This window comes from Alkalibacterium sp. AK22 (assembly GCF_000585255.1).
In the GTDB taxonomy this organism is placed as follows: domain Bacteria; phylum Bacillota; class Bacilli; order Lactobacillales; family Carnobacteriaceae_A; genus Alkalibacterium.
This window is the reverse complement of the sequence record NZ_JANL01000006.1, coordinates 26,341-48,865: the sequence shown is the minus strand read 5'-3', so window position 1 is coordinate 48,865 and position 22,525 is coordinate 26,341. Positions and strand designations below refer to the sequence as shown.

Sequence of the window (22,525 nt, the reverse complement as noted above, 5' to 3'; positions counted from 1 at the left end):
GGAGCGGCTGCTTTGGTGCGGGAACTAAAGGCTCTGATCAGACTTTTTGCGTTTCAAGCAGCGCTTCTTTGATTGTCTGCATGACCCGTTCCTGATGTCCGGGCAGTTCCAGGTTGATTTCGTCGATATCGATGACGAGTGTCGGACTCTTGTCATATGAGGCAAACCAGTCGTCATAACGGCTGTGGAGTTTGGTGTAGTAATCCATCAGCTCCGGATTGCCTTCAATCTGTTCAAACGGACGGCCGCGCTTTTGTATCCGCTCCAGATGCGTGTCCAGGGACCCTCTCAAATAAATCAGCAGATCCGGTCCTTTTTTCGGCATCCCGTCGATTTCTTCCATCATGTTGTCCAGCAGATCAGTATACAGCTTCATCTCCGCTTCACTCATGTTTCCCTGTTCGTAATTGATACGGGTAAACAAAGCGTCTTCGTAAATCGAACGGTCCAGCACATTATGACGGTGAACCAGCGCCTTCTTGATGCTCTTGAAGCGCGTATTCAAGAAGAAAATCTGCAACGAAAAAGCCCAGCGCTTCGGGTTGTCGTAAAATTTCTCCAGGATGGCATTATCCTTGACCTGCTCATAAAAAGCCGTACTATTCAGTTCCTCTGAGATCAGAGTCGTATACGTACTCTTCCCCGCTCCGATCATCCCTGCTAAAACTATCACTGACATTTGATCTCCTTCCAACTCATACGTTATGTAGTATCGCCCCTATCATACCACACAATCCCTAGATGAAAAATAAGCAGTTTGAGAATACAAACAGGGCAGGATCAGTGTGAGAAAAGCCTTTTAGCGCTATTTAAAACAGATTGAACAGGAAAAAAGATACAATTTAGACCCTTTCATCCAAAGGCCAAGCGGGAACAAAGAGGTGGTGGAGGCAATAGAGCTCATCCATACTTGACGACACTAGCCAAGAAGTGTAAGCTAAACACTAATAACCCCTAGGGGTATACGTGTATTGAATAGGTTTTACGTCACTGTTAAGGAGTGTTCACCTTGTCATCTATCATTTCCAATCCCATGTTCAGCTCAATCGTCAGTCTTTTAGCTGGTTCGGCCTTGTGGTATGGCTTGTCGGAAGAAGAGAAAGAGGGCAAAAAGCAGACCTTTTCTTTGTTTTTAGACAGCGTGTTTTATTTTGTACTGGTCCTGTTTGGAATCAATGGTCTAGTCAACGTGAGGGATATCATCGAAGTGCCTTACGGGCTGCTGCTTTTTTCTTCCGAAGTCGTCTTTCTAGCCACTCTACTGACTGCCGGCTTCCTGGCTTTTAAGTATGGGCGCTTTTTGTTTGAGAAACCGGAGAAAACACTCAGCATCGCTCTTTTATATACAGCGGTAGGACTGGTCAACCATCTCTATATTTATTATCTGTTTGGCTCGGCCTATTCGCTCAGATTTGTCCTTTTGTTTGCCTTGACCCTTGGCCTGCTGTCTGTTTCGGGCCTGCGAAAAAAACTGAACGGTCTGCTGCTGTTTTCAGGCTTTGGCGTCAGTCATGTTTTGCTCATGGGCGGACGCTCTGTAATTTATTTTAATTTTGTTTTTCATCCGTTGCCGCTTCTGCTGATTTTTGCAGTCACCAGCGGAATCATTTTTGTTAGAAGGGGGACGGGCCTATCACAACTGAACTGACAGCCCTGATGGCCCTGGCGGCCGGCGCTCTGTCTTTTTTATCGCCATGCACGTTGCCGCTTCTGCCGCTGTATTTATCCTATATCACAGGAAAAAGTGTCAGGGAAATTAAAGAAGATCAGACGCTGATGTTCAGAAGAAACATGATGCTGCATTCTGTCTTTTTCCTGCTAGGGGTGTCAACGGTGTACATCAGTCTGGGGCTGGGGATCACCTATCTGGGTGAACTTTTTAGCTCTCTCATGACGGGGGCCACCAGCGTCTTTCTCCAGCGTATCGCCGGTCTGCTGATTGTCATGCTAGGACTGGCAACGGCCGGCTGGCTGCATATTCCAGCTCTGCTCAAGGACACGCGAAAAATGGCAGCCAGACGCTCATCCAGTGTCCTTTCGAGCTATCTGATCGGCCTGGGTTTTGCAGCCGGCTGGACCCCATGTATCGGCCCGATTTTTTCATCAATTCTGCTGATCGGCTTGTCTACCGGCTCACCGCCCGCCCTTTACTTGAGTTTGTATGTCATCGGTTTTGCGCTGCCGTTTCTGCTGGCCTCTTTCTTTGTAGGCAAAATGGACCGGGTCCTGCAGCATAGTCAGAAGCTGATGAAATGGGGAGGCATACTGATGGTCTTGATGGGTATTCTGTTGTTTACGGGGACACTGGAAGCCTTGTCGGAATGGCTAGCTCAGTGGCTTCAAGGAACACCTTTTGAACAACTGGGCTAAACCCTATAGTTACTAAGCGGAAATACCGTAATGTCACACATAGAACAAGGAGCATGCAAATGATGAAAAAAGTAATTTGGCTGGTACTTGGACTGGTTTTGGCCTTTGTCCTTTATGATTTTGTGACCGGTCTGAACCAGGAAGCAGAAGTCAGAAACCAGGCGGGTCTACAGGTGCAGGAGCAGCTGATGGAAGAAGACGTAGACTTGACTGACGAGGAGAGAGAAGCTCTTCTGGAAGCGGGCAACAGTGACGCTATCGACAAGGCTCAAGTCTCGGATGCCGACTATGGTCTTAGGGCCGGCAATAGGGCCTATGACTTTCAGCTGGAAGACATGGACGGGAATACAGTCCGCTTTTCAGATTTTAGAGGCCGGCCGGTTTTCTTGAATTTCTGGGCCAGCTGGTGTCCTTCCTGCCGGGCTACGCTGCCTAACATGCAGGGGTTTCATGAAGATAACGAAGATGTAGTCGTCATCGGTGTCAATGTTGTATCTTCCGAAAGCAGTCCCGACAATGTCTTGGCTTATGTGGAAGAGCTCGGTCTGACCTTTTTAAACCTGAAAGGTGTCGATGAGATGACCAGTCTGTACCGCATCGAGTCCCTGCCCACCTCATATTTCATCGGCAGCGACGGGACCGTCTACGAGCGTGTTGTCGGACCGGTGACCCAGGACATACTGGAAGCCCGCTTCGATTTGATCAACTGAACACACCTTCTGATGAAAAGAGACTTTCCTGCGGGAAAGTCTCTTTTTGACAACAGAAATAAAGCTGAAGCAGAGCATACTCGTCGATAGACGAGTATGACCCGATCTAAAGCCTTGAATGAAGTGTTTTAACTGAGAACCAATTGAGTCCGGCTTATCTACTCAGCTCGGAAAGGTATCCCCTGGAGTTGCGCCGGAAAAGAAGTTTGCACGTCAAGTGGGTGAGAAAGCTGCTGGAGTTGCGCCGGAAAAGGCGTTTGCGCGTCAAGTGGGTGAGAAAGCTGCCGGAGTTGCGCCGGAAAAGGCGTTTGCGCGTCAAGTGAGTGAGAAAGCCGCTGGAGTTGCGCCGGAAAAGAAGTTTGCACGTCAAGTGGGTGAGAAAGCTGCTGGAGTTGCATCGCAGACGGTTCAGACTCGGCATCTGTCAAGTCTGTTTGCCTGAAAACAACAGGGAAGCGGATTTTAAGGCTGCCTAGTGATCGCATCAGTAGGCAAGCGACAAAAACGTGAACAGTTGAGCATCAATAAAACGTATTCAAGTTAGAAGATGCACAATATCCCTTTTAACAGTCCGGAATTTGGTTTAAAATAAAACGGAATAAGTGATAGGAGGAACTGTCTTGAAACGGCTGAAACAATTTTTTTGGATATTTATGTTTTCGTTTATTGGCGAATTTTTATCGCTGGTCAGTCCGGTAGCCATACCGGGGAGCGTAATCGGTATGGTGCTGCTGTTTTTGGCCCTGCATTACAAATGGATCAAGATGGTCCAAGTCGAAGAAGTCGGCAGCTGGCTGACAGACAATATGGCAATTTTCTTTGTGCCGGCGGGGGTCGCGCTCATGACAAATTTCAATATACTGGGAGATATCTGGTGGCAGCTGCTAGTGACAGTCATTATTACGACAAGCTTGATGATTGCCTTTGTTGGGCTGATTGTCCAGTGGCTCAAGCGTAGAAAAGACAGGAAAGATAAACACCAGCAAGCAGAAAAGCAGCACAGCGCTGTTTCCGGGAAAGAGGAGATGATCTAAGATGCTGACCGATTTGTCGACTAATTTGTATTTTGGTATATTTGTGACTTTCTTCTTTTTCATGCTGGGAACGATGCTGCACAGACGTTGGCCGATTCTGATTTTCAATCCGCTCGTGTTTGCCATCACGAGCATCATTATTTTGCTGATGACAACCGGGATTGCTTATGATGACTACAATCAAGGTGGCCAGTTCATCAACATGTGGATTACACCGGCAACCGTTGCCCTGGCAATTAAGCTGGAAAAAAACTTTGTGTATCTGAAGAAATACTACACTGCCATTTTGTCGGGGATTGCTCTGGGCGTGCTGTTTCATACCGGCGTCTTGCTGGTAGTGAGCTTGATGTTCCGCTTCAATGAAGAGCTGGTCGCGACCCTCTTCCCCAAAGCCATTACCACAGCGATTGCCGTCGGTGTCTCGGACTCTATCGGTGGGATTGTTTCACTGACGGTAGCGATTGTCGTCTTTACCGGTGTTTTGGGAACCATTGTCGGACCGCCCATTTTTGCCCTGCTTAAGATTGATGATCCGGTCGCTCAGGGTGTTGCTTTGGGATCCGGTTCTCACGCCATGGGGACAGCCAAAGCGATTGAACTGGGGGATGTCCAGGCAGCGATGTCCGGCCTGTCCATCATTTTGACCGGGATTGTTGTAGTTATTCTGGCTCCTTTTGTCTTAAGCTTTGTGGCCGTATTGTTTTAATTAAAAACCAGTCCGTTCTGACAAAACTGCAGGCAGAAAGACGCCTTCAGCTATGATCTGAGCGGACTGGTTTTTTACTTTTCGAGTAAGTTTAAAAAGTCCTGGCCGATGGGTTTGACGCGGATGATTTCAAGCTTGCCGCCACGGAGCGCCGCAGAGGTTTCCACCAAAAGCGGGGGAGAATCGCTTGAGGAGCTGACAGTAAAATACTGGCTGACCCGCCAAGTGCTGTTGCTGGAAGGGAGGTACTCTTTCAGTAAAGCCTTCTCTAGCTCACTTCCAGAACCCGGTGCAAAGGGCAGGTCCTCAACCGATTCTTCCGTGGTCAGTTCCATCATCAGCTCCAGACTGGTTTGGGGCTGAGTCTCTTTGTATGTAATGTAGCCTGACAGGCCAAAGCAGAGGATTACAAGTAATACGATAACGCTATTTTTATGCTTGTTTTTCTCTTTCAGATCCATTCTGAGTGTCTCCTTTGTGAGCAGGGAGGTCCCCGCAGGCTTAAAGTTATTCTGTGTCCCTTTCAATCTTCCTTTATATCGGTTGGACAGTCAAGGCAGTTCGGCAGCAACAATCATACCGTACCCTAAACGGTCAGGCTTAAGATTGTCTTTCCCGTCCAGTCATGCTTTAATAAAAGAGCATACTGATTCAGCTAACAAACAGGAGGACGACTATGTTAACAATCGCATATATCGGAAACGGTAAGAGCACCAACCGCTACCACATCCCTTTTTCCAGCCAGGTACAAGACATCCGAATCAAGACCATCTACTCCAGAAGCCAGCAGTCAGACTGGGCGCAGATTGAGGGAGTCGAGTATGTCCATGACATCGACCGCTTGTGGCAAGACGACGCAATCGATCTGGTCGTCCTTTCTACACCGCCCCATACGCACTATGACCTGACAAAAGAAGCACTGGAAAACGGCAAGCATGTCCTGTGCGAAAAACCTTTCACGGAAACGGCCGACGAAGCCAGAGAACTCTTTGAACTGGCAAAAGCCAAAGGCCTGCACCTGCAGTGCTACCAGAACCGCCGGTTTGATTCGGACTTTTTAACCGTCCAGCAGGTGATCGACAGTGGAAGACTCGGAGACATTCTAGAAGTGGAGATGCATTTTGACTATTACCGTCCTGAGATTCCCGAAAGGATCCATGATTTTGATCAGATGGGCAGCTTTTTATACTCCCATGCCTGCCATACAGTGGACCAAGTGCTGTCTTACTTTGGAGATCCAGACACGATTCACTACGATGTCCGCCAGCTTTTAGGCAAAGGCCGGATGAATGACTATTTTGATCTGGACTTTTACTATCCAAACAATCTGAAAGTATCCGTCAAATCCAGTTATTTCAGGCTCAAGGAACGCCCGAGCTTCATTGTTTACGGCACAAGAGGAACGTTTGTAAAAGAAAAGAAAGACCGACAGGAAGAACACCTGAAAATGTTTTACCTGCCGACGCAGCAGGATTTCGGCCAGGATTTACCGGAGCATTATGGAACGTTGACCTATATGGATGAGGCGGGAGTCTACCATGAGGAAAAAGTCGTGTCGGAAACCGGCAGCTACAGCCGATTTTATGAAGTGCTCTACCAGACGGTGGTGAACGGCAGGGATAAGCTGGTCAAAGATCAGCAGACAATCCGCCAGATTGAAATCCTCGAAGAAGGCATCAGGAAGATGAAAAAGTACTGATAGGAAGAGTCTGCTTTATGCGGACCAAAAAGGCACAGCCTCACAGGGCTGTGCCTTTTTTAATGTATCTGCCTTCAGGCAGTCAGCCTGCTGGCTTTTTAGGTTTCTTAAAAATCAAAGCAAGCAGCAGAACAGAAAACCCGATAAACGACAGGCTGGCTAAAAATAAAGCCAGATTTGATGTCGTTGTAGCAAAGACATAGATATTGACTACCAAAAATCCAAAAATAATCAGTTTGGGAAGGATCAGTGTAGTTTTAAACTTGTTTATTTTATCAGCTTCCAAATAAGGGCCTCCTAGAAGTATCGAGAAAAGTGAACATTTTTTCACTTGGGCTTTGTGTCAGTGTCTTGGAGCTGATTTTATCCAGAGGACACGGTGTATGAGTAACTGAGAAAGTAATGTACAGAACAGAACCGAACAGGGGGTCTTCCAAAAGCTGGCTACGACGTCAACTTTTAGATACGCGTACCCAGATTTCATTATGTTTCAGCATAGGCGGCGTGAAAGGTCCGCTGAAGAAGGCTTGCATAAAATCGGACTGCTGCTCATACCCTTTAACTTGCAGCCATCGGGCCAGCCGTCTTTTCATCTTCAATTCCTTGGATTCACTTGTCCTACCTGTATAGCGTATCGCAGCGAACAGACCTTCGTCAAACTTCTGAATTTTCAGGTTCGGGCTGTTCGGCTCAGGGATCTGACCCCGGAACTTCTTGGGAACGACAAAAGCCATGCGCTGAGTACCAGTCGTTTCTTCCTTGATCACCGGCACGGTCATCGGTATTTTCTGATCAGCTTGATTGTCGCTGGAAATATATTTAAAGAGGGTACCGAAGCCGCTGCGCAAGTCGTGATCATCCAGATTCTCATATTCCACGACATAAAAATCAGTATAGCGGCGGATCTCGCAGTCTTTTTCTTTCAGGTGTACTTCGTAATCAGGCGTTTCATATTTTCCCATGTGATCACTCCGTTCTTTTCTGTCGGACGTTAATTTTATTATACCATGCACCAGGATAATTCATAACTATAGTGATTTATTACAGGACAAGCTTATAATTTAGGGAGAGAAATTAATATCTGATTGTTAAAATAAGTATTAACAGATGCATCCCAATGTGCTATACTAATCTTTGTTACGGCTAGGTGGTGGAACGGTAGACACGCTAGACTCAGAATCTAGTGAGCGCAACGCTCGTGAGGGTTCGACTCCCTCTCTGGCCATTAATTATAACAGAAGCGGTCGGCAAAGCAAAAGCCGCCTGCGCGTGCACTTTATCGTGTTCTCTCTTTATATAAAGGGGGGGGCACGATTTTTTTGTAGGAAAAAGTGTGCGGCTGATTAGCTGGCTCATGCAGCGGTTTGCTCCAAACGCGAGACGCTGAATCCAGAGCTTTACACCTGGATGCGGCCTGACTGAGGCAGAGGGGCTCCTGATTTTTTGGCCGGGAAGCTTTTATGACCTAAGTCTGTTATGAGCGGGTGGATTTGTTATAATGACAGAGAATGATAAAGAAGAGGAAGCAAGAGAAAGGGCGGTAACATGCGTATTTTACATACAGCAGACTGGCACATCGGGAAAATCGTCAATGAGTTTTCGATGCTGGAGGAGCAGGCAGAGGTTTTACACCGGCTGGTCGATCAGGTGAAAGAGCTGGAGGTAGACGTTTTGATCATGGCGGGGGATTTGTATGACCGGGCGGTGCCGCCGAAAGAAGCGGTCGTTCTGGCGACAGATATTTTTACCCGTTTAGTTAAGGAAGCGGGGATTCCGGTCCTAGCGATTGCTGGAAACCACGACAGCAATGAGCGCCTGGAATACGGGGCGCAGCTGCTCTCAACGAGTGATCTGCATATTGAAGGGACGGTCAAGCAGAAAGTCCGCAAAGTCACTATCAAAGGCACGCATTTTTACCTGCTACCTTTTGGCGACCACGTTTCAATCCGCAAGCTCTTGGACAAGGAAGAGATCAGAGATCTGCAGGATGCGACCCGGGTGCAGCTTGATAGTATTCAGGCCGAGATGGACCCGGAGGCCGTGAATGTGCTGATTGCCCATGGATATGTGGTCAATGGGGGCAAGGAGTCAGTGGAAGATTCAGAGTCCGAACGGCCGCTCAGTATCGGGACGACCGAGTATGTGGACGTGGAGCTGTTTGAGGCTTTTGATTATGTGGCCTTGGGCCATCTGCATAAAGCCCAGAAGGTCAAGACTGATCGGGTGCGCTACAGCGGATCACCAATCAAGTATTCCAAATCGGAAGCTCGGCATAAAAAGCAGCATCTGCTGGTCGACCTCAGTAAGGAGTCAATCACAGTGGAGTCGATTCCGACTGAGCCGAAGCGGGATCTGCGGATACTGAAAGGGCATTTTGACGAGCTGATGCAGGGAGAGTCTGAAGATTATATCTTTTTTGAACTGGAAGATAAGGACTATGTGATCGATGCGATGAATCAGCTGAGACGGCGCTATCCTTATGCTATGGGACTGGAATATCTTGCTAAAAAAGAGCGGCAGTCCAAAGCCGACAGCCGGACGCATGAGCTGGCTGACCGGAAAAATGTGCTGGAGCTGTTTGATGATTTTTACAGTAACTTCAAGGACCAGCCTCTGGATGACGAACGCAGGCAGGCCGTTCAGGCAATCTGGGAAACGGTTCAGAAAGGGGGAGAGTAGCGATGCGGCCATTGAAACTGAAAATGAGTGCCTTTGGTCCTTACAAGGGAGAGGTGGCAATCGATTTTACCGCATTCAGCCAGTCGGCCCTCTTTCTCGTGAGTGGCCCGACCGGTGCCGGCAAGACGACGATTTTTGATGCCATTGCCTATGCCCTTTTTGACAAGCCCTCAAAAGACGGCAGGGAAAAGGATACCTACAAGTCTGACCATGCTGGAGATACTGACCTGTGTTATGTGGAACTGGAGTTTGAACTGGGTCAAAAGCGCTACACTGTCCGCCGGATGCCGAACCAGACCGGTCCGGGGACCCGTTCCCGCACGAAGCAGATCGGAGCCAGCGTGGAGTTTCACCAGGGGGATCAGGTCACGACCAAAATCAATGAAGCCAACAAGGAAATCGAGGCTCTTTTAGGCTTGAGTCATGACCAGTTCCGTCAGATTGTGATGCTGCCCCAAGGGGATTTCAAGCGGATGCTGGATTCCAACAGCACCGACAAGGAAAAAATCTTCCGTAATATTTTTCAGACGCGTCCGTTTGAGGCGTTTCAGGAGACCTTGAAAGAAAAGGCCAAGGAGCTGAAACAGAAGCGGGACGGCTATGAACAGGCAGTCAGTATGGCTTTTGAAGCTCTGGATACACAGGGAGTGGAAGCCCTGGACAAGGCGGTCAAGCAGTTTGACATCTCAAAGGTACTGGAAGAAGCGGACAAGCTGATAGCTGTAGACACGCAAAAGCTCGAGGACGCGAGAACCCAAATCCGTTTGTTGCAGAAAGAACAGACAGACTGCCAGCGCCTGATCGAGCAGCTGGAGAAGCAGCGTCTGTTAAAGCAAAAACAAGGGCAGCTGAACGGGAAAGAAGAGCAGATCAGAGGGTTTAAAAAGCAGCTGGAGCAGAACAAGGAAGCGAGACAACTGCTGGAAGCCAAGCAGCAGGCCGAAGCGCTGCAGCAGGAAAGAAAGGAAGCTGAAGCCAAACTTCAGGAGCTGAAGCATGTTCAGCATACACTTGTGCGTCAGGTGGAGTCGGCAGAAAAAGACTTGAAAAACAGGGAAGAGAGTCTGCAGCAGCTTGATCAGGTCCGGGAGACTATCCAGCAGTTGAAGCAGGAACAAAGCCGTCTGCAGGACATGCAAACCAGGTATGAAGCGGTCAAGCAAGCTGAAAAAGAGCAGCAAACCAAGGCGCTTAACCAAGGCAGACTTGAAAAAGAGGAAGAGCAGCTGAAAATAGTAATCCAACAAGAGCAGGCGGAGCTGAAAGAGCTGCAGAAGCTTAAGGATAGTTTTTCCAGACAGTATGAGCAGATCGGCCAGTTAAAAGAGGAGAAAACAGTGGCCTTGCAGAAGCTGGAGAAGCTGGAAGAGCTGTGCCGGCTGAGAGAGCAGGGAACGAAAGTTAAGCAGGCCTACGTAAGGGCTGGCGACGCCTTGGGTCAAGTCAGTGAGCAGCTAGAACAGGCTAGAAAAGTATACTACGGCAATATGGCGGTCGTTCTGGCCGGGGATTTAGAGGCTGAAACCCCTTGTCCGGTGTGCGGAAGCAAAGCGCATCCCCAAAAAGCGCAGCCTTCATCAGAGACGGTCTCCAAGGACACAGTGGATCAGCTGGAAGCGCAAAAAGCGGCAAAGGAAAGTGACTACCATACCGTCATGGCCCAGCTGAAGCAGCTGTCAGACACGGTGAGCCAGCGCTGCGAGGAGTTGGAAATCGATCACAGGGAAGCGGATCAAGTTTTCAGGCAGACAAAGGAATACAGTCAGCAGGTCAGCCGGAAAGTCGATCAGCTGGAAGAGGATTTAAAGCAGAAGCAGAAGCGGGTCGAGAAAGAAGCGGAGCTGTCCAGGCAGCTGGAAGTCCACCAGCAAAAAGAACGGGAGCTGTCTCAGAGCCTGCTGGAGCTGAAGTCAGACCAGCAACATCAGAAAAAACAGATAGAGAGTCTGAAAAACGAGGCACGAGAGCTTCAAGCGTCCTTGTCTTTTGACGATGAAGAAGCCCTTCAAAAAGCAATTAGCTCCAAGGAAACACAGGTCAAGGAAACGGAGGCCCAAGCGGCAGCTGAGCGTGAGAAGATGCAGGCACTGAAGAGCAAGCAGAGCGCCAATCATCAGGCAATCGAGCTGACAGCTGAGCAGAGTCACAAGCTGCTGGACAAAGAACAACAGGCAGTAGAAGGTTTCGACCAGTTGCTCGAAGCCAGCCAGCTGGCTACAGACTTTGCCGACTTTATTTTAGCTGAACAAGGGATTCAGTCACACGAGCAGGCCATTAGTGAGCATGAAAAAGCCCGCCATAGTCTCGCTGAGCAATTGAGAGACTTAGATGCGCAACTCGCTGAAGTCCAGGAACTGCAGTCTGTTGAGGCTTATCAGAGTCGTTCACAGGAAATCAGTCAGCGCCTGCCTGAGCTAGAAAGACAGCGGGACGAGCTGATTACCTCTATAGGGCAGAATACTCGGGCTACAGAATCGATCCGGACCCATCAGAGCAAGAGCCAGGCGCTGGAGCAGGACTTCAGAGTCTACTCGGAGCTGGCTGTGATGGCTGGCGGAACCAGTACGGAAACGGACCGGGTCTCTTTTGAACGTTATGTTTTAGGGATTTATTTTGACGAAATCCTGCTGGCAGCCAATGCCCGCTTTGGAGACATGACCCATCACCGCTATGAGCTGCGGCGGAAGATGGACGCAGCCAAAGGCAATAAGCCTAAAGGTCTGGACATGGATGTCTTTGACTATGAAACCGGTAAGCTGAGAGGCGTCAATACGCTCTCGGGCGGAGAATCTTTTAAGGCTTCTCTAGCCCTGGCCTTGGGCTTGAGTGACGTGATCCAGAGCCAGAGCGGCGGCGTCAGTGTAGACACCCTCTTTATCGATGAAGGCTTCGGAACGCTGGATGCGGACTCGCTGGATAAGGCAATTGAGACTTTGCTTGACTTGCAGGAAAGAGGCCGGCTTGTTGGAATCATTTCTCACGTGGATGAACTAAAGACGCGCATTCCTTCACATATCCTGGTGGAGCGGACCACAAACGGCAGTACCGTTCGCGTCGAAACGATTTGATGATATAATGGATCTTGTCGGCACGAAAGTACCGGCTGGCTGTAAGCAGTTATACACAAGTACAAATGAAAAAGAGAAACAAGAGGAGAATCTATCATGACGACATCAGACAAGCACATTGTTAATTCTAAAAAGGCACCGGCAGCGATTGGTCCGTATTCACAGGCTGTTTCCTTTGGAGACACCGTTTATGTATCCGGACAGCTGCCAATTGATGCCGAGGCAGGCAAGATTACGGCAGAAAGCGCCGGCGAGCAGACCCGCCAGTCACTGATAAATATTCAGCATATTTTAGCTGAAGAAGGACTGGATTTGTCAGATGTGCTGAAAGTGACTGTTTTACTCAGTGATATTGAGCATTTCCAGGAGATGAACACGGTCTATGCTGAGTTTTTCAAGGAGCCGTTCCCAGCTCGTATCGCCTATGAAGTGGCTGCTCTTCCAGCTGGAGCCCTAGTTGAAATCGGCGTGATTGCAGGTAAATCAGCGAAGTAAGTGAATAATAGGGCAAAAGCCCCTTGAAAAGGAAGCGAACCACGGAGCTCTGCATGTTCAGGAGCTGCGCGGTTCGCTTTTTTACATAGGACCATAGCGTAAAACGAGTGGGTGTGAACCATTTGCCTGGAACAGCCGTTGGGGTGGAGCAACTCCAGCCGATTTTCTTTTGAGCTGCCTCTGAAGTGACTTTTGGGGCGCAACTGCGAGGAGAAGTCAGCGGAGTCGCCGCGGAAAGTGAATACATTAGCTTGCTCGTGATAAAAGTCTATGATCGTTTAAAAGATCATATATGATCTGAAGTGATTAGAATGATATTCTTGTAAGCTACGGACCGCCAGGCTATATTTTTGGGCTGGAAATTCATATTCCAGTAGACCTTGATTGTATTCCTCTACCGTACTCAATTTAAATTCTCTTGTTAGGCAAACATTTCTGCCCACCAAAAAAGTTAGAGAAAAAGCTAACTTTTTGGAGGGCAGAAATGAAGCGTATTTTTTATGCATGACCGATTTTCTTTACATAATATATAACAAAAAAAGCTCCTTTTTTAATCATCTCCATTCTCTTTATACTCTACATTCATCATTCTGTAGCCCACACCTACTCTTGTCTGTATGAAGGGGATTGCAGAACGGTTACGGTCAATTTTCTTTCTTACGGATGCCATAAATACTCTGAGTACCGATACTTCTTCATAATACTTACCCCACACTTCATACAAAATGTAGTTGTGTGTCAATACTTTACCAACATTTTTAGACAGCAAGCATAGAAGTTTATACTCAATGGGCGTAAAGTGAATTTCTTCCTCACCGAGCCATACAGAGCCAGAAGAGTAGTCGATTTTTAATGGACCATTCAAAAATATGGAAGAGTTGGCTTGAGCGTTATGTCTATCATAGTTAACTCTTCTTAGCATGACTCTTAACCTGGCGAGAAGTTCTTCGACACTGAAAGGTTTGGTAAGGTAATCATCAGCACCTGCATCCAAAGCCTGGATTTTGTCCTGGTCCTCGCTGCGTGCACTGACAATAATAATTGGCATGGTTGACCACTCTCGTACTTTTTTGATAATAGACAAGCCGTCGGTATCGGGCAAGCCGAGATCTAAAATTAATACATCAGGCTGCTTGGTCACTAGCTCCATTAGCGCTTGTTCTCCATCTGAAGCAGTTCTATGTGCATAGCCTTGCAAATCTAAAGTAGTCGTTATCAACTTTTGAACAGCTCGGTCATCTTCAACAACCAAAATAGAGTGTTTATTCATGTGTACTTACCTCCAGTACTTCGAGTGTAAAACCTATAATCGTTCCATTTGGGTAGTTATTATTTATATAAATAGAGCTGCCATGTGCTTCCAATATAGATTTACACAAAAACAAGCCAAGACCCATACCTCTGCGCCCGTCAGCACTGTTACTGTCAGAGGTATAAAACATATCGAATATACGTTCCTTATCTTTTTTGGGAATGCCAGGTCCGTTATCAGCTATTTCTATGCGAGCGGTACGGCCTTCATTTTTTACCGATATGGAAATGCTAGAGCCTGCTGGGGTATAATGAACCGCATTATTTACGATATTGACAATGACCTGAACAATCAGCTGGGTGTCCATCAGGAGCATCAAAAAGTCACTGTCGATGCTTACATTTACTTTATAATTTGCAAGGTTTGGATCTGCGTGATCCAATGCCTCTGCAATAACTTCTTCTATCAGTTCTGCTTCCAAATTCAGTTTAAGACTGCCATTTTCTAGCTTTGTTAGTGAGAGTAAATTTTCAACTAAGTTTATCAGCCAGATTGAATCCGTGTAAATATTTGAGTATAAAGCCAGCTGTTTCTCTTCATCCAATTGCTTGTGGTTATTTATCAACAAAGTGCTGTTTCCTGAAATACTTGTCAATGGAACTCTCAAGTCATGAGAAATAGCCCTAAGAAGGTTAGAACGAAGTTTTTCTTTTTGAATTTGTGCATGCAGTTCTTTTTGCAGTTCATTGGAATCATTTTTTTCCCATGCCAGACTGCATTCGTCCAAGATTGCAATCAATAGGTTTTTTTCAAATTTTTGTAATTTCTTGGATTCATCTGCGACAATACCTAACACACCTAAAGGACCTTGTGCTCCTCTAATAACCAAGTAGGACCCTTGTGAACTTGATAATGTTTGAGTGTTGGATCCGGCTTGCTGATTATTTGTAAACGCCCATCTGGCTACTGCCAGTTCGTTTGGAGAAAGTAATGTTGGCCAATCTGTCGCTTTCCTTGGCGTATCATAAGTTAAAGGCTCCAGAAGAGCACCATTTGACGAAGGATATATAATTAAAGGTAAGTCAAGGAGTTTGGTGATCTGCTCAGCTGTCCGGTCAATAATCTCCTGACGGGTGGAGGCGCTTTGCAGCTTTTTACTTGTTTGAAAAAGTATTTCCGTATAGTAGGCTTTTCTGGAAGATTCTTCAGCTTGCATTTGAACTTGCTGAGTCAGAGTGGATGTCACCAGACCGGCTGCAAGCATGATAATAAAGGTAGTAATGTAACCTAAGTCGTAAACAACAAAAGTAAAGCGGGGCTCTGTAAAAAAGAAGTTAAAGGCCAATACTGCAAGACCGGAAGAGAGCAAACTGGTGCTTCTCTGCCTGGAAAGCATGGCAATGAGTAATACACCAAGAATGTAGACCGTAATAATATTTGCTTCACTGAAGTTCAAGTTATCAAATAGAGTACCTATCAATGTAGTTATAGTGAGTATGAAAAGAGTCAGGAATGTTTCGGACAATGAAAATTGAATCCTGGATAAAATATTCTTTTTTTCTGTTTGTGGTGTGGACTGGCTATCGGGAATCACATGAATATCAATATCTACTTCGTTATCAGAAAGCTTATCCACGATACTGCGTTTTCTCGGCCATCTTTTTGACTGAACTGATCGGCCGACCACAATTTTTGTGACTCGGCTAGCCCTAGCGTATTCAAAAATCTGACGAACAATATCATTCCCGTAAACGGTGACGATTTCTGCACCTAGCTGATCAGCTAGATGCATCGCTGCTCTCAGGGAAGCTTCTTTTTTGCTGTCCTGATACTGGTCATTTGTACTCTCGACGTAGAGTGCAGTAAATTTTGCATTGAAAGCTTTTGCCATTCTGGACGCCGTTCGAATGACTTTAGTATTTGAGGGAGATGCAGACAAACAAACTAATATATGTTCACTAGTAGCAGTATTGTATTTGCGGGCCAGTTCAATATTATCCAGGGCAATTCTGTTCACATGGTCAGCTGCGTGGCGCAATGCGATTTCTCTTAAGGCGATCAGCTTTTCTAGAGTAAAAAAGTTCTTTAGGGCCTTAGGAACCTGATTTTCTTTATAGATCCTACCTTTATTCAAGCGATCCAGCAAATCTTTTGGTTCAATATCAACGACTTCAATCTGCTGGGCCAAATCAAAGATCTTATCTGGTATGCGTTCTCTTACAGAAACGCCTGTAATGGCTGCAATCTGATCATTTAGGCTTTCGATATGCTGGATATTGACTGTTGTATAGACGTCTATTCCTGCACGGAGAAGTTCTTGTATATCTTGATACCGCTTAGCATGACGGACGCCGGAAACGTTCGTGTGTGCAAATTCATCTACCAAAATGACTTGTGGTTTTCTTTGTAAAGCAGCATCGAGATCAAACTCTTTTACAGTCATCGTTTTATAGGGAACAGCTAAAGGGGGAATGTGTTCTAAACCTTCCAGCAATGCTGACGTTTCTGGTCGGTCATGAGGCTCCACGTAACCTGCAACGATATCTACCCCTTCTTTAATCAAATCTTGAGCATCTTTCAGCATGGCGTAAGTTTTTCCTACTCCTGCAGCATAGCCAAGATAAATTTTAAGCTGTCCACCCCCAGATGAAGACCTTGATCTGATATCTGAATAAACGTGCATGTTATCGCTTTCTTTACGCATTGACTGAATACAGCTCCTTTCTCTCGGGTATTTACTGGTTAAGGAAAGTATAGCACAGAGCATGTCAGGATAGTGTGAGTATTCAAGGGAGTAAAGGTCCAGTAATGGATTCTCGGGGCTTTCTTTATGGAGCGGCTTGCATCTTAATGCTATCTTTATATCTTTTTTAATTCCCTAATCCCACCTTAATGGCTTTTCAGATATGCTTACTTTGCAATACAAATAAAGAGAGCAGTATCGATGTCTGCGGAGCCAACAATTTGGGAGGAGTTGAAAAGTATGGGAACGATAACTGTACTAGCGGGTATTATTGGACTATGTTTGCTTGTTTATCTATTCTATGTGCTGTTTAGGGGGGAAGAGTTATGAACTATATACTGACACAAAATTTATTTTATCTTCTGGTTCTTATTGGGATGTCAATACCTCTTGGACTTTATATGTATAAAGTCATGAGCGGAGAGCCTTTCCTGCTTGAAAAAATCGGTGCTCCCTTGGAGAAAGGTATCTATAAATTACTGGGAACACACCAGAAGGATGAAATGGACGCCAAGCGGTATGGACTTTCTGTTGTACTGTTCAGTCTGATGGGGCTGGTTGTCGTTTTCCTTCTGCAAATCTCTCAAGGTGTGCTCCCTTTTAATCCTGAAGGTATTGAAGGTACGAGCTGGCATCTGGCATTCAACACTGCTGCAAGCTTTGTCTCTAATACTAACTGGCAGGCTTATTCCGGAGAAACAGATTTGTCATACTTCAGCCAGTCAATTGGTCTGACCGTTCAGAATTTTGCATCAGCTGCAAGTGGTATTGCCGTTTTATTTGCCCTAGCAAGAGGATTTAGACGTAAGCAGATTCGTTCAATTGGAAACTTCTGGGTCGATCTCACTCGTATCTTTTTGTATATCCTGCTGCCGCTGTCCTTTATAGGGGCACTTATACTGGTATCTCAGGGCGTTGTTCAAACTTTCGGTCCTTTTCAAACCGCTCTGACACTGGAGGGAGCAGTGGAACAAACGATTCCTTTGGGGCCAGCAGCTAGTCAGATAATGATCAAGCAGTTGGGAACCAACGGGGGTGGATTCTTTGGAGTCAACTCAGCGTTCCCACTAGAAAATCCAACAGCTTTATCTAACTTTATCCAGCTGTTATCTATTTTATTGATACCAGCAGCTTTGTGTGTCACATTCGGTAAAGCAGTGAAAGATATTAAACAAGGAAAAGCTATCTATGTAGCTATGTTGATTTTATTTGTTGTGTCCGTTGTTGCAGTTACATTCAACGAACAATTTATGGGTCCCGTTGTAAATGGAGTCGCTACTGTCGGAAATATGGAAGGAAAAGAAGTTATACACGGAATCGGAACCTCTTCGTTGTGGGCAACAGCTACAACAGCCGCTTCCAATGGATCAGTCAACTCCATGCATAACAGCTATACTGCCCTAGGGGGACTGGTTCTGATGTTCCTTATTCAAATTGGGGAAATTGTATTTGGAGGAGTCGGAAGTGGACTCTACGGTATGCTGGCCTTTGTCTTGTTGACTGTCTTTATTGCAGGACTCATGGTCGGAAGAACACCTGAATATTTGAGTAAAAAAGTTGAGCCTTTTGACATGAAGATGGTCTGTCTACTGGTCCTGGCCCCACCTGTACTCACACTTTTAGGTGCGGCAGCAGAAATGATGACTCCTGGAGTACAAGAACAGCTGACAAATACAGGTGCAAGAGGATTTTCAGAGATTCTGTATGCCTACTCATCTATGGGAAATAATAACGGGAGTGCCTTTGCTGGCTTCGATGCTAATCAGCCTTTCACGAATGTTATTGGGGGTTTGATCATGCTGCTTGCCCGTTTCATTCCGATGCTGGCAGCCATTTTCCTGGCAGGTAATATGGCCAAAAAGAAAACAGTCGCAGTCAGTGATGGCACGCTATCTACTACTAATAGCTTATTCGTTGGCCTGTTGATTGGTGTGATTGTTATTATAGGAGCCTTGAGCTTCCTGCCAGCCTTATCACTGGGGCCAATAGCAGATTTCTTTACTGCACTTTAGGAGGGGTAAATAATGGAGAATAAAAATATCAGTGGATCAATTCTCAAAGATTCTATATATCAGTCTTTTGTCAAGCTTTCGCCTTTAGTTCAAGTTAGAAATCCTGTCATGTTCGTTGTATATATCGGTGCAGTACTGACTACTTCCTTGTACTTTTTGTCGTTTGCGGGAATTCAGGACGAAAGAGCAGGCTACGTCCTGGCCATTGCTTTATTTCTTTGGTTTACAGTCCTGTTTGCTAATTTTGCTGAAGCAATAGCTGAAGGAAGAGGACGAGCACAGGCAGATACGTTGAAAAAAGCAAGAAAAGATGTTAAGACAAAAAAACTTTATTCAGCTGACAATACAGATGAATTTGAAGAGGTCATGTCTGTTGACTTGAAAAAAGGGGACATTGTTTATGTCGTGGCTGGTGAGCAGATTCCTATGGACGGAGAGGTCATTGAAGGAGCAGCCTCTGTAGACGAAAGCGCCATTACAGGAGAATCTGCCCCGGTCATCAGAGAATCAGGAGGAGACAGAAGTGCAGTCACTGGAGGAACGACTTTAGTTTCAGACTGGCTGATTGTTAAAATAACTGTTGAGTCTGGTAACAGCTTTTTAGACAGAATGATTTCTATGGTTGAAGGTGCATCAAGAAAGAAAACACCTAACGAAATTGCGCTTCAAATTTTACTCGTCACCTTAACTATTATCTTTTTAGTCGTTTCAGCTACACTATTGCCTTATACACAATTTACAAGTGAATTTGTTGGGGCAGGAACAGCTATTCCAATTACCAACGTTATAGCTTTACTAGTCTGCTTGGCTCCTACTACTATTGGTGCCTTACTGTCTTCAATTGGTATTGCTGGAATGAGCCGCTTAAACCAGGCAAACGTTCTTGCGATGAGCGGACGAGCCATTGAGGCCGCAGGGGATACGGATGTATTGCTGCTTGATAAAACAGGAACAATCACATTAGGTAATCGCCAGGCAAGTGAATTTATACCCGTTGAAGGTGTAACAGAGGAGAGTCTTGCCGAGGCTTGCCAACTGTCATCCATTGCAGACGAAACGCCGGAAGGGAGAAGTATAGTCAAACTGGCGAAAGACGAGTATGGAATAAGAAAGCGAGATTTATCAGAACTTAATGCTACATTTGTTCCTTTTACAGCAAAAACACGAATGAGTGGAGTCGATTATCAGGGTGAAGTCTTACGAAAAGGAGCCGCCGATTCAGTTAAAGCGTTTGTTATTGACAACGGTGGAAACTATCCTCAAGAGTGCCAAGAGGCTGTGGACCGGGTAGCAAAAGAGGGAGGCACACCTTTAGTCGTAGCTAAAAACAATGCTGTCTTAGGTGTTATACATTTAAAGGATATTGTCAAAAGCGGAGTCAAAGAGCGGTTCAGAGAATTACACAATATGGGCATTAAAACAGTCATGATTACAGGTGATAATCCGATGACAGCTGCCGCTATTGCAGCTGAAGCGGGTGTCGATGATTTTCTGGCTGAGGCAACACCAGAAGCAAAACTTGAATTAATCAAAAAATATCAGAAAGAAGGCCATCTGGTGGCTATGACTGGAGACGGAACCAATGATGCCCCAGCACTTGCTCAAGCCGATGTAGCAGTGGCTATGAATACAGGGACACAAGCCGCCAAAGAGGCTGGTAATATGGTCGATTTGGATTCTAACCCAACTAAGCTTATCGATATTGTAAGAATTGGGAAGCAGCTATTGATCACACGGGGAGCATTGACAACTTTTAGTGTCGCCAATGATGTCGCAAAATACTTTGCGATCATTCCAGTTCTATTCTTCACTATTTACCCTGAACTGGAAGCGTTGAACTTTATGAACCTGACAAGCTCAACGACAGCCATCCTGTCTGCTATAATCTATAATGCTTTTGTCATTATAGCCTTGATTCCTTTAGCATTAAGAGGTGTCAAATACCGCGGACTATCGGCTGAAAAGCTGTTGAAGCGCAATATGCTGATCTATGGTCTGGGCGGATTGATCGCACCGTTTATTGCTATCAAACTAATTGATATGTTCTTGACCTTTATAGGCATCGTATAGGAGGGAGTAAATATGAACAGCATTATAAAAACAATAAGACCTGCTTTTTTAAGCTTACTGGTATTCACCGTTTTGGGTGGAGGGGTATATACTTTATCCATTACAGGACTGGCACAAGTTTTTTTTCCCAATGAAGCGAACGGAAGCCTAGTAGAGGTAACTTTGGAAGATGGCACACAACAAGTAGTAGGATCAGAATTTATAGCACAAGAATTCACGAGCCCGGAATATCTGATTGGGCGGCCCATGTGGGAGACCAACTTATCACCAGATAGCGCTGAACTATCTGAACTTAGACAAGAGCGTATTGAATGGCTGACTACCATGGATCCACAAAACGAGCAAGAGATTCCTGCAGATTTAGTGAGCGGATCAGGAAGTGGAGTGGATCCCCATATTTCTACAGCAGCAGCTAGCTTTCAAATTGAACGTATTGCAGCCGAACGTAATATAGATCAGGCAGAAGTAGAGGAAATTATTGATCGGCATACAACAAGCCGTTTCCTAGGCTTTTGGGGAGAACCCGGGGTGAACGTATTGATGGTCAACTTGGATCTGGATGGGTTGCTGGATTGACGTATGGGACGGCTAATCACTTCAGCTAATTCCCTAGTTGAAATCGACGTGATTGCAGGCAAAACAACGAAGTAAGTGAAGAAACAGGGCAAATGCCCTGTGAAAGCGAACAGAACCACGCAACTTCTGAACATACAGGGTTGCGTGGTTCTGTTTATCTAAAGACATGTAGGTACTGGCTCAAAGGGTCGGTGTGTTGAGGATGTGGTAAGTGAAAGGTATCTGTTCGTCGTTCAGGTTTTTGCTGTATTTATGCAGTGTAAATAGGAATAGGGGAAGCAACACAATAAATACTAAACTGATGATATTTAAAGCAGTCATCAGTTCCTCCAACATGGAATGAGAGAGAGGCATGGTTTCAGTGGATTCATCCACTGAAATGAGCAAGAGTAAATGAGGAAGTGCGTTATATAGCATATGCATGAAAATAGAATAAATCAGCCTTTTTGTTTTCAAATATACGAGCCCATACAACAGGCCGCCGATAAACTGTGGAACAATCAGCGTATTAATATGAAGCAGTCCAAACAACAGAGAGCTCAGTACCAGAGCACGCGTATTAGAGCGCTTGTCGGCCCATTTGTTTAAAATAATACCTCTAAATATAAATTCTTCCATCACGGGTGCCAGGAGTACGCCACTAAAAAAGGTTCTGAGGTTGAGACCAGCAGGTTCTGTAGAGTTTGCTAGCAAGGATTCAGCCTGATTCAGGACATTTGGCGAGAGGAAAGCTAGGCGCAAGAGCAGTCCAGCAAAAGAAAAATAAAGCAGCAATTTGACTACCGTTAAAAAACCGGTAAAAACTGTTGTTTTTAAATCCATGGATAATTTGCCTGTGATGGAATAAAGAGGGACATGCGCTTTATTCAAGACGTGCAGCAAGTAAAGGCCCAGCGTCAAAAGGATGATGAGTTCCGCAAAAATAGAAACTAGACTTTCCGAGAAAAAAGGCAGCAAAACGTAAGCCACTGCCATACTGAGCAGGAAAGAGGCAGCAAATACTGCAGTGATTTTCATGATTGAAACTTTATGTAGAGACGGGTTCAAAAGAGTCACCTCCTTTGGTATATAGATAGAATCATTATAGTGAAAGCGTTAGCCTAATACAAGG

Annotated in this window: 21 protein-coding genes and 1 tRNA gene; 15 read left to right on the top strand and 7 right to left on the bottom strand. The window is 45.8% G+C overall.

The window, feature by feature from the left end; all coding sequences use genetic code 11:
- Nucleotides 1-37: 37 nt before the first annotated feature.
- Nucleotides 38-679 carry a deoxynucleoside kinase gene (locus tag ADIAL_RS00545; protein ID WP_197017729.1) on the bottom strand — a complete coding sequence of 214 codons (642 nt, stop codon included), beginning with the start codon at nucleotides 677-679 and terminating at the stop codon, nucleotides 38-40.
- 330 nt (nucleotides 680-1,009) lie between these two features.
- Here ADIAL_RS00545 and ADIAL_RS00540 point away from each other — a divergent pair, with 330 nt between their 5' ends.
- From ADIAL_RS00540 to ADIAL_RS00515, 6 genes are all read left to right on the top strand, one after another.
- Nucleotides 1,010-1,648 (top strand): hypothetical protein, encoded by a 639-nt coding sequence (locus tag ADIAL_RS00540; protein ID WP_034298626.1) that lies wholly within the window; start codon nucleotides 1,010-1,012, stop codon nucleotides 1,646-1,648.
- 8 nt (nucleotides 1,649-1,656) lie between these two features.
- Nucleotides 1,657-2,370: a cytochrome c biogenesis CcdA family protein gene (locus ADIAL_RS00535; RefSeq protein WP_051503620.1), complete on the top strand. Its 714-nt coding sequence runs from the start codon at nucleotides 1,657-1,659 to the stop codon at nucleotides 2,368-2,370.
- Nucleotides 2,371-2,432: 62 nt separating this feature from the next.
- Nucleotides 2,433-3,080: a TlpA family protein disulfide reductase gene (locus ADIAL_RS00530; RefSeq protein ID WP_197017728.1), complete on the top strand. Its 648-nt coding sequence runs from the start codon at nucleotides 2,433-2,435 to the stop codon at nucleotides 3,078-3,080.
- A gap of 268 nt (nucleotides 3,081-3,348) precedes the next feature.
- On the top strand, nucleotides 3,349-3,522 hold the full coding sequence (locus ADIAL_RS00525) for a hypothetical protein (protein WP_155849140.1): 174 nt from the start codon (nucleotides 3,349-3,351) through the stop codon (nucleotides 3,520-3,522).
- A 178-nt stretch (nucleotides 3,523-3,700) separates the two neighbouring features.
- Nucleotides 3,701-4,114 (top strand): CidA/LrgA family protein, encoded by a 414-nt coding sequence (locus tag ADIAL_RS00520; protein ID WP_051503618.1) that lies wholly within the window; start codon nucleotides 3,701-3,703, stop codon nucleotides 4,112-4,114.
- A gap of 1 nt (nucleotide 4,115) precedes the next feature.
- The gene (locus ADIAL_RS00515) at nucleotides 4,116-4,820 is read left to right on the top strand and encodes an LrgB family protein (RefSeq protein WP_034298619.1); all 705 of its coding nucleotides are present in this window, start codon (nucleotides 4,116-4,118) and stop codon (nucleotides 4,818-4,820) included.
- Nucleotides 4,821-4,894: 74 nt separating this feature from the next.
- Here the strand turns inward: ADIAL_RS00515 and ADIAL_RS00510 are convergent, their stop codons facing one another.
- Nucleotides 4,895-5,281 carry a hypothetical protein gene (locus ADIAL_RS00510; protein ID WP_034298617.1) on the bottom strand — a complete coding sequence of 129 codons (387 nt, stop codon included), beginning with the start codon at nucleotides 5,279-5,281 and terminating at the stop codon, nucleotides 4,895-4,897.
- 215 nt (nucleotides 5,282-5,496) lie between these two features.
- Between ADIAL_RS00510 and ADIAL_RS00505 the strand changes: the two genes are divergently transcribed.
- Entirely contained in the window at nucleotides 5,497-6,519 is a 1,023-nt protein-coding gene (locus ADIAL_RS00505) for a Gfo/Idh/MocA family oxidoreductase (protein ID WP_034298615.1), read from the top strand.
- Nucleotides 6,520-6,601: 82 nt separating this feature from the next.
- On the opposite strand, the gene ADIAL_RS00500 is transcribed toward ADIAL_RS00505, so the two are convergent.
- Nucleotides 6,602-6,805 (bottom strand): hypothetical protein, encoded by a 204-nt coding sequence (locus ADIAL_RS00500; RefSeq protein WP_034298612.1) that lies wholly within the window; start codon nucleotides 6,803-6,805, stop codon nucleotides 6,602-6,604.
- Nucleotides 6,806-6,971: 166 nt separating this feature from the next.
- Entirely contained in the window at nucleotides 6,972-7,481 is a 510-nt protein-coding gene (locus ADIAL_RS00495) for an SOUL family heme-binding protein (RefSeq protein WP_034298610.1), read from the bottom strand.
- 179 nt (nucleotides 7,482-7,660) lie between these two features.
- Between ADIAL_RS00495 and ADIAL_RS00490 the strand changes: the two genes are divergently transcribed.
- The 4 genes from ADIAL_RS00490 to ADIAL_RS00475 all read left to right on the top strand — a co-directional run bounded on the left by ADIAL_RS00490 (nucleotide 7,661) and on the right by ADIAL_RS00475 (nucleotide 12,761).
- Nucleotides 7,661-7,744: transfer RNA gene (locus ADIAL_RS00490), tRNA-Leu, on the top strand.
- A 320-nt stretch (nucleotides 7,745-8,064) separates the two neighbouring features.
- Nucleotides 8,065-9,198 (top strand): exonuclease SbcCD subunit D, encoded by a 1,134-nt coding sequence (locus ADIAL_RS00485; protein WP_034298607.1) that lies wholly within the window; start codon nucleotides 8,065-8,067, stop codon nucleotides 9,196-9,198.
- Nucleotides 9,199-9,200: 2 nt separating this feature from the next.
- Nucleotides 9,201-12,266 carry an AAA family ATPase gene (locus ADIAL_RS00480; RefSeq protein ID WP_034298605.1) on the top strand — a complete coding sequence of 1,022 codons (3,066 nt, stop codon included), beginning with the start codon at nucleotides 9,201-9,203 and terminating at the stop codon, nucleotides 12,264-12,266.
- A 96-nt stretch (nucleotides 12,267-12,362) separates the two neighbouring features.
- Nucleotides 12,363-12,761, top strand: a complete 399-nt coding sequence (locus ADIAL_RS00475) for a Rid family detoxifying hydrolase (RefSeq protein WP_034298602.1) — start codon at nucleotides 12,363-12,365, stop codon at nucleotides 12,759-12,761.
- A 550-nt stretch (nucleotides 12,762-13,311) separates the two neighbouring features.
- Here the strand turns inward: ADIAL_RS00475 and ADIAL_RS00470 are convergent.
- Together ADIAL_RS00470 and ADIAL_RS00465 are read right to left on the bottom strand one after the other, a co-directional pair.
- Complete coding sequence (locus tag ADIAL_RS00470) at nucleotides 13,312-14,031, bottom strand: response regulator (protein ID WP_034298599.1); 720 nt, start codon at nucleotides 14,029-14,031, stop codon at nucleotides 13,312-13,314.
- Nucleotides 14,024-16,717 carry a sensor histidine kinase gene (locus ADIAL_RS00465; protein ID WP_051503617.1) on the bottom strand — a complete coding sequence of 898 codons (2,694 nt, stop codon included), beginning with the start codon at nucleotides 16,715-16,717 and terminating at the stop codon, nucleotides 14,024-14,026. Before ADIAL_RS00465 ends, ADIAL_RS00470 begins: the two co-directional genes overlap by 8 nt.
- A gap of 240 nt (nucleotides 16,718-16,957) precedes the next feature.
- On the opposite strand from ADIAL_RS00465, the gene ADIAL_RS11650 reads away from it, so the two are divergent.
- Genes ADIAL_RS11650 through ADIAL_RS00450 form a run of 4 tightly spaced genes read left to right on the top strand, consistent with a single transcriptional unit; the run spans nucleotide 16,958 to nucleotide 21,414 of the window.
- A complete protein-coding gene (locus ADIAL_RS11650) occupies nucleotides 16,958-17,086 on the top strand; it encodes a potassium-transporting ATPase subunit F (protein WP_081757584.1) in 129 nt (42 codons plus the stop codon).
- Complete coding sequence (gene kdpA, locus ADIAL_RS00460) at nucleotides 17,083-18,768, top strand: potassium-transporting ATPase subunit KdpA (protein WP_034298597.1); 1,686 nt, start codon at nucleotides 17,083-17,085, stop codon at nucleotides 18,766-18,768. Before ADIAL_RS11650 ends, kdpA begins: the two co-directional genes overlap by 4 nt.
- 12 nt (nucleotides 18,769-18,780) lie before the next feature.
- The gene (kdpB, locus tag ADIAL_RS00455; protein ID WP_034298594.1) at nucleotides 18,781-20,838 is read left to right on the top strand and encodes a potassium-transporting ATPase subunit KdpB; all 2,058 of its coding nucleotides are present in this window, start codon (nucleotides 18,781-18,783) and stop codon (nucleotides 20,836-20,838) included.
- Nucleotides 20,839-20,850: 12 nt separating this feature from the next.
- A complete protein-coding gene (locus tag ADIAL_RS00450; protein WP_034298592.1) occupies nucleotides 20,851-21,414 on the top strand; it encodes a potassium-transporting ATPase subunit C in 564 nt (187 codons plus the stop codon).
- Between the two features lie 180 nt (nucleotides 21,415-21,594).
- On the opposite strand, the gene ADIAL_RS10975 is transcribed toward ADIAL_RS00450, so the two are convergent.
- Complete coding sequence (locus ADIAL_RS10975; protein WP_051503616.1) at nucleotides 21,595-22,461, bottom strand: CPBP family intramembrane glutamic endopeptidase; 867 nt, start codon at nucleotides 22,459-22,461, stop codon at nucleotides 21,595-21,597.
- Nucleotides 22,462-22,525: the final 64 nt, after the last annotated feature.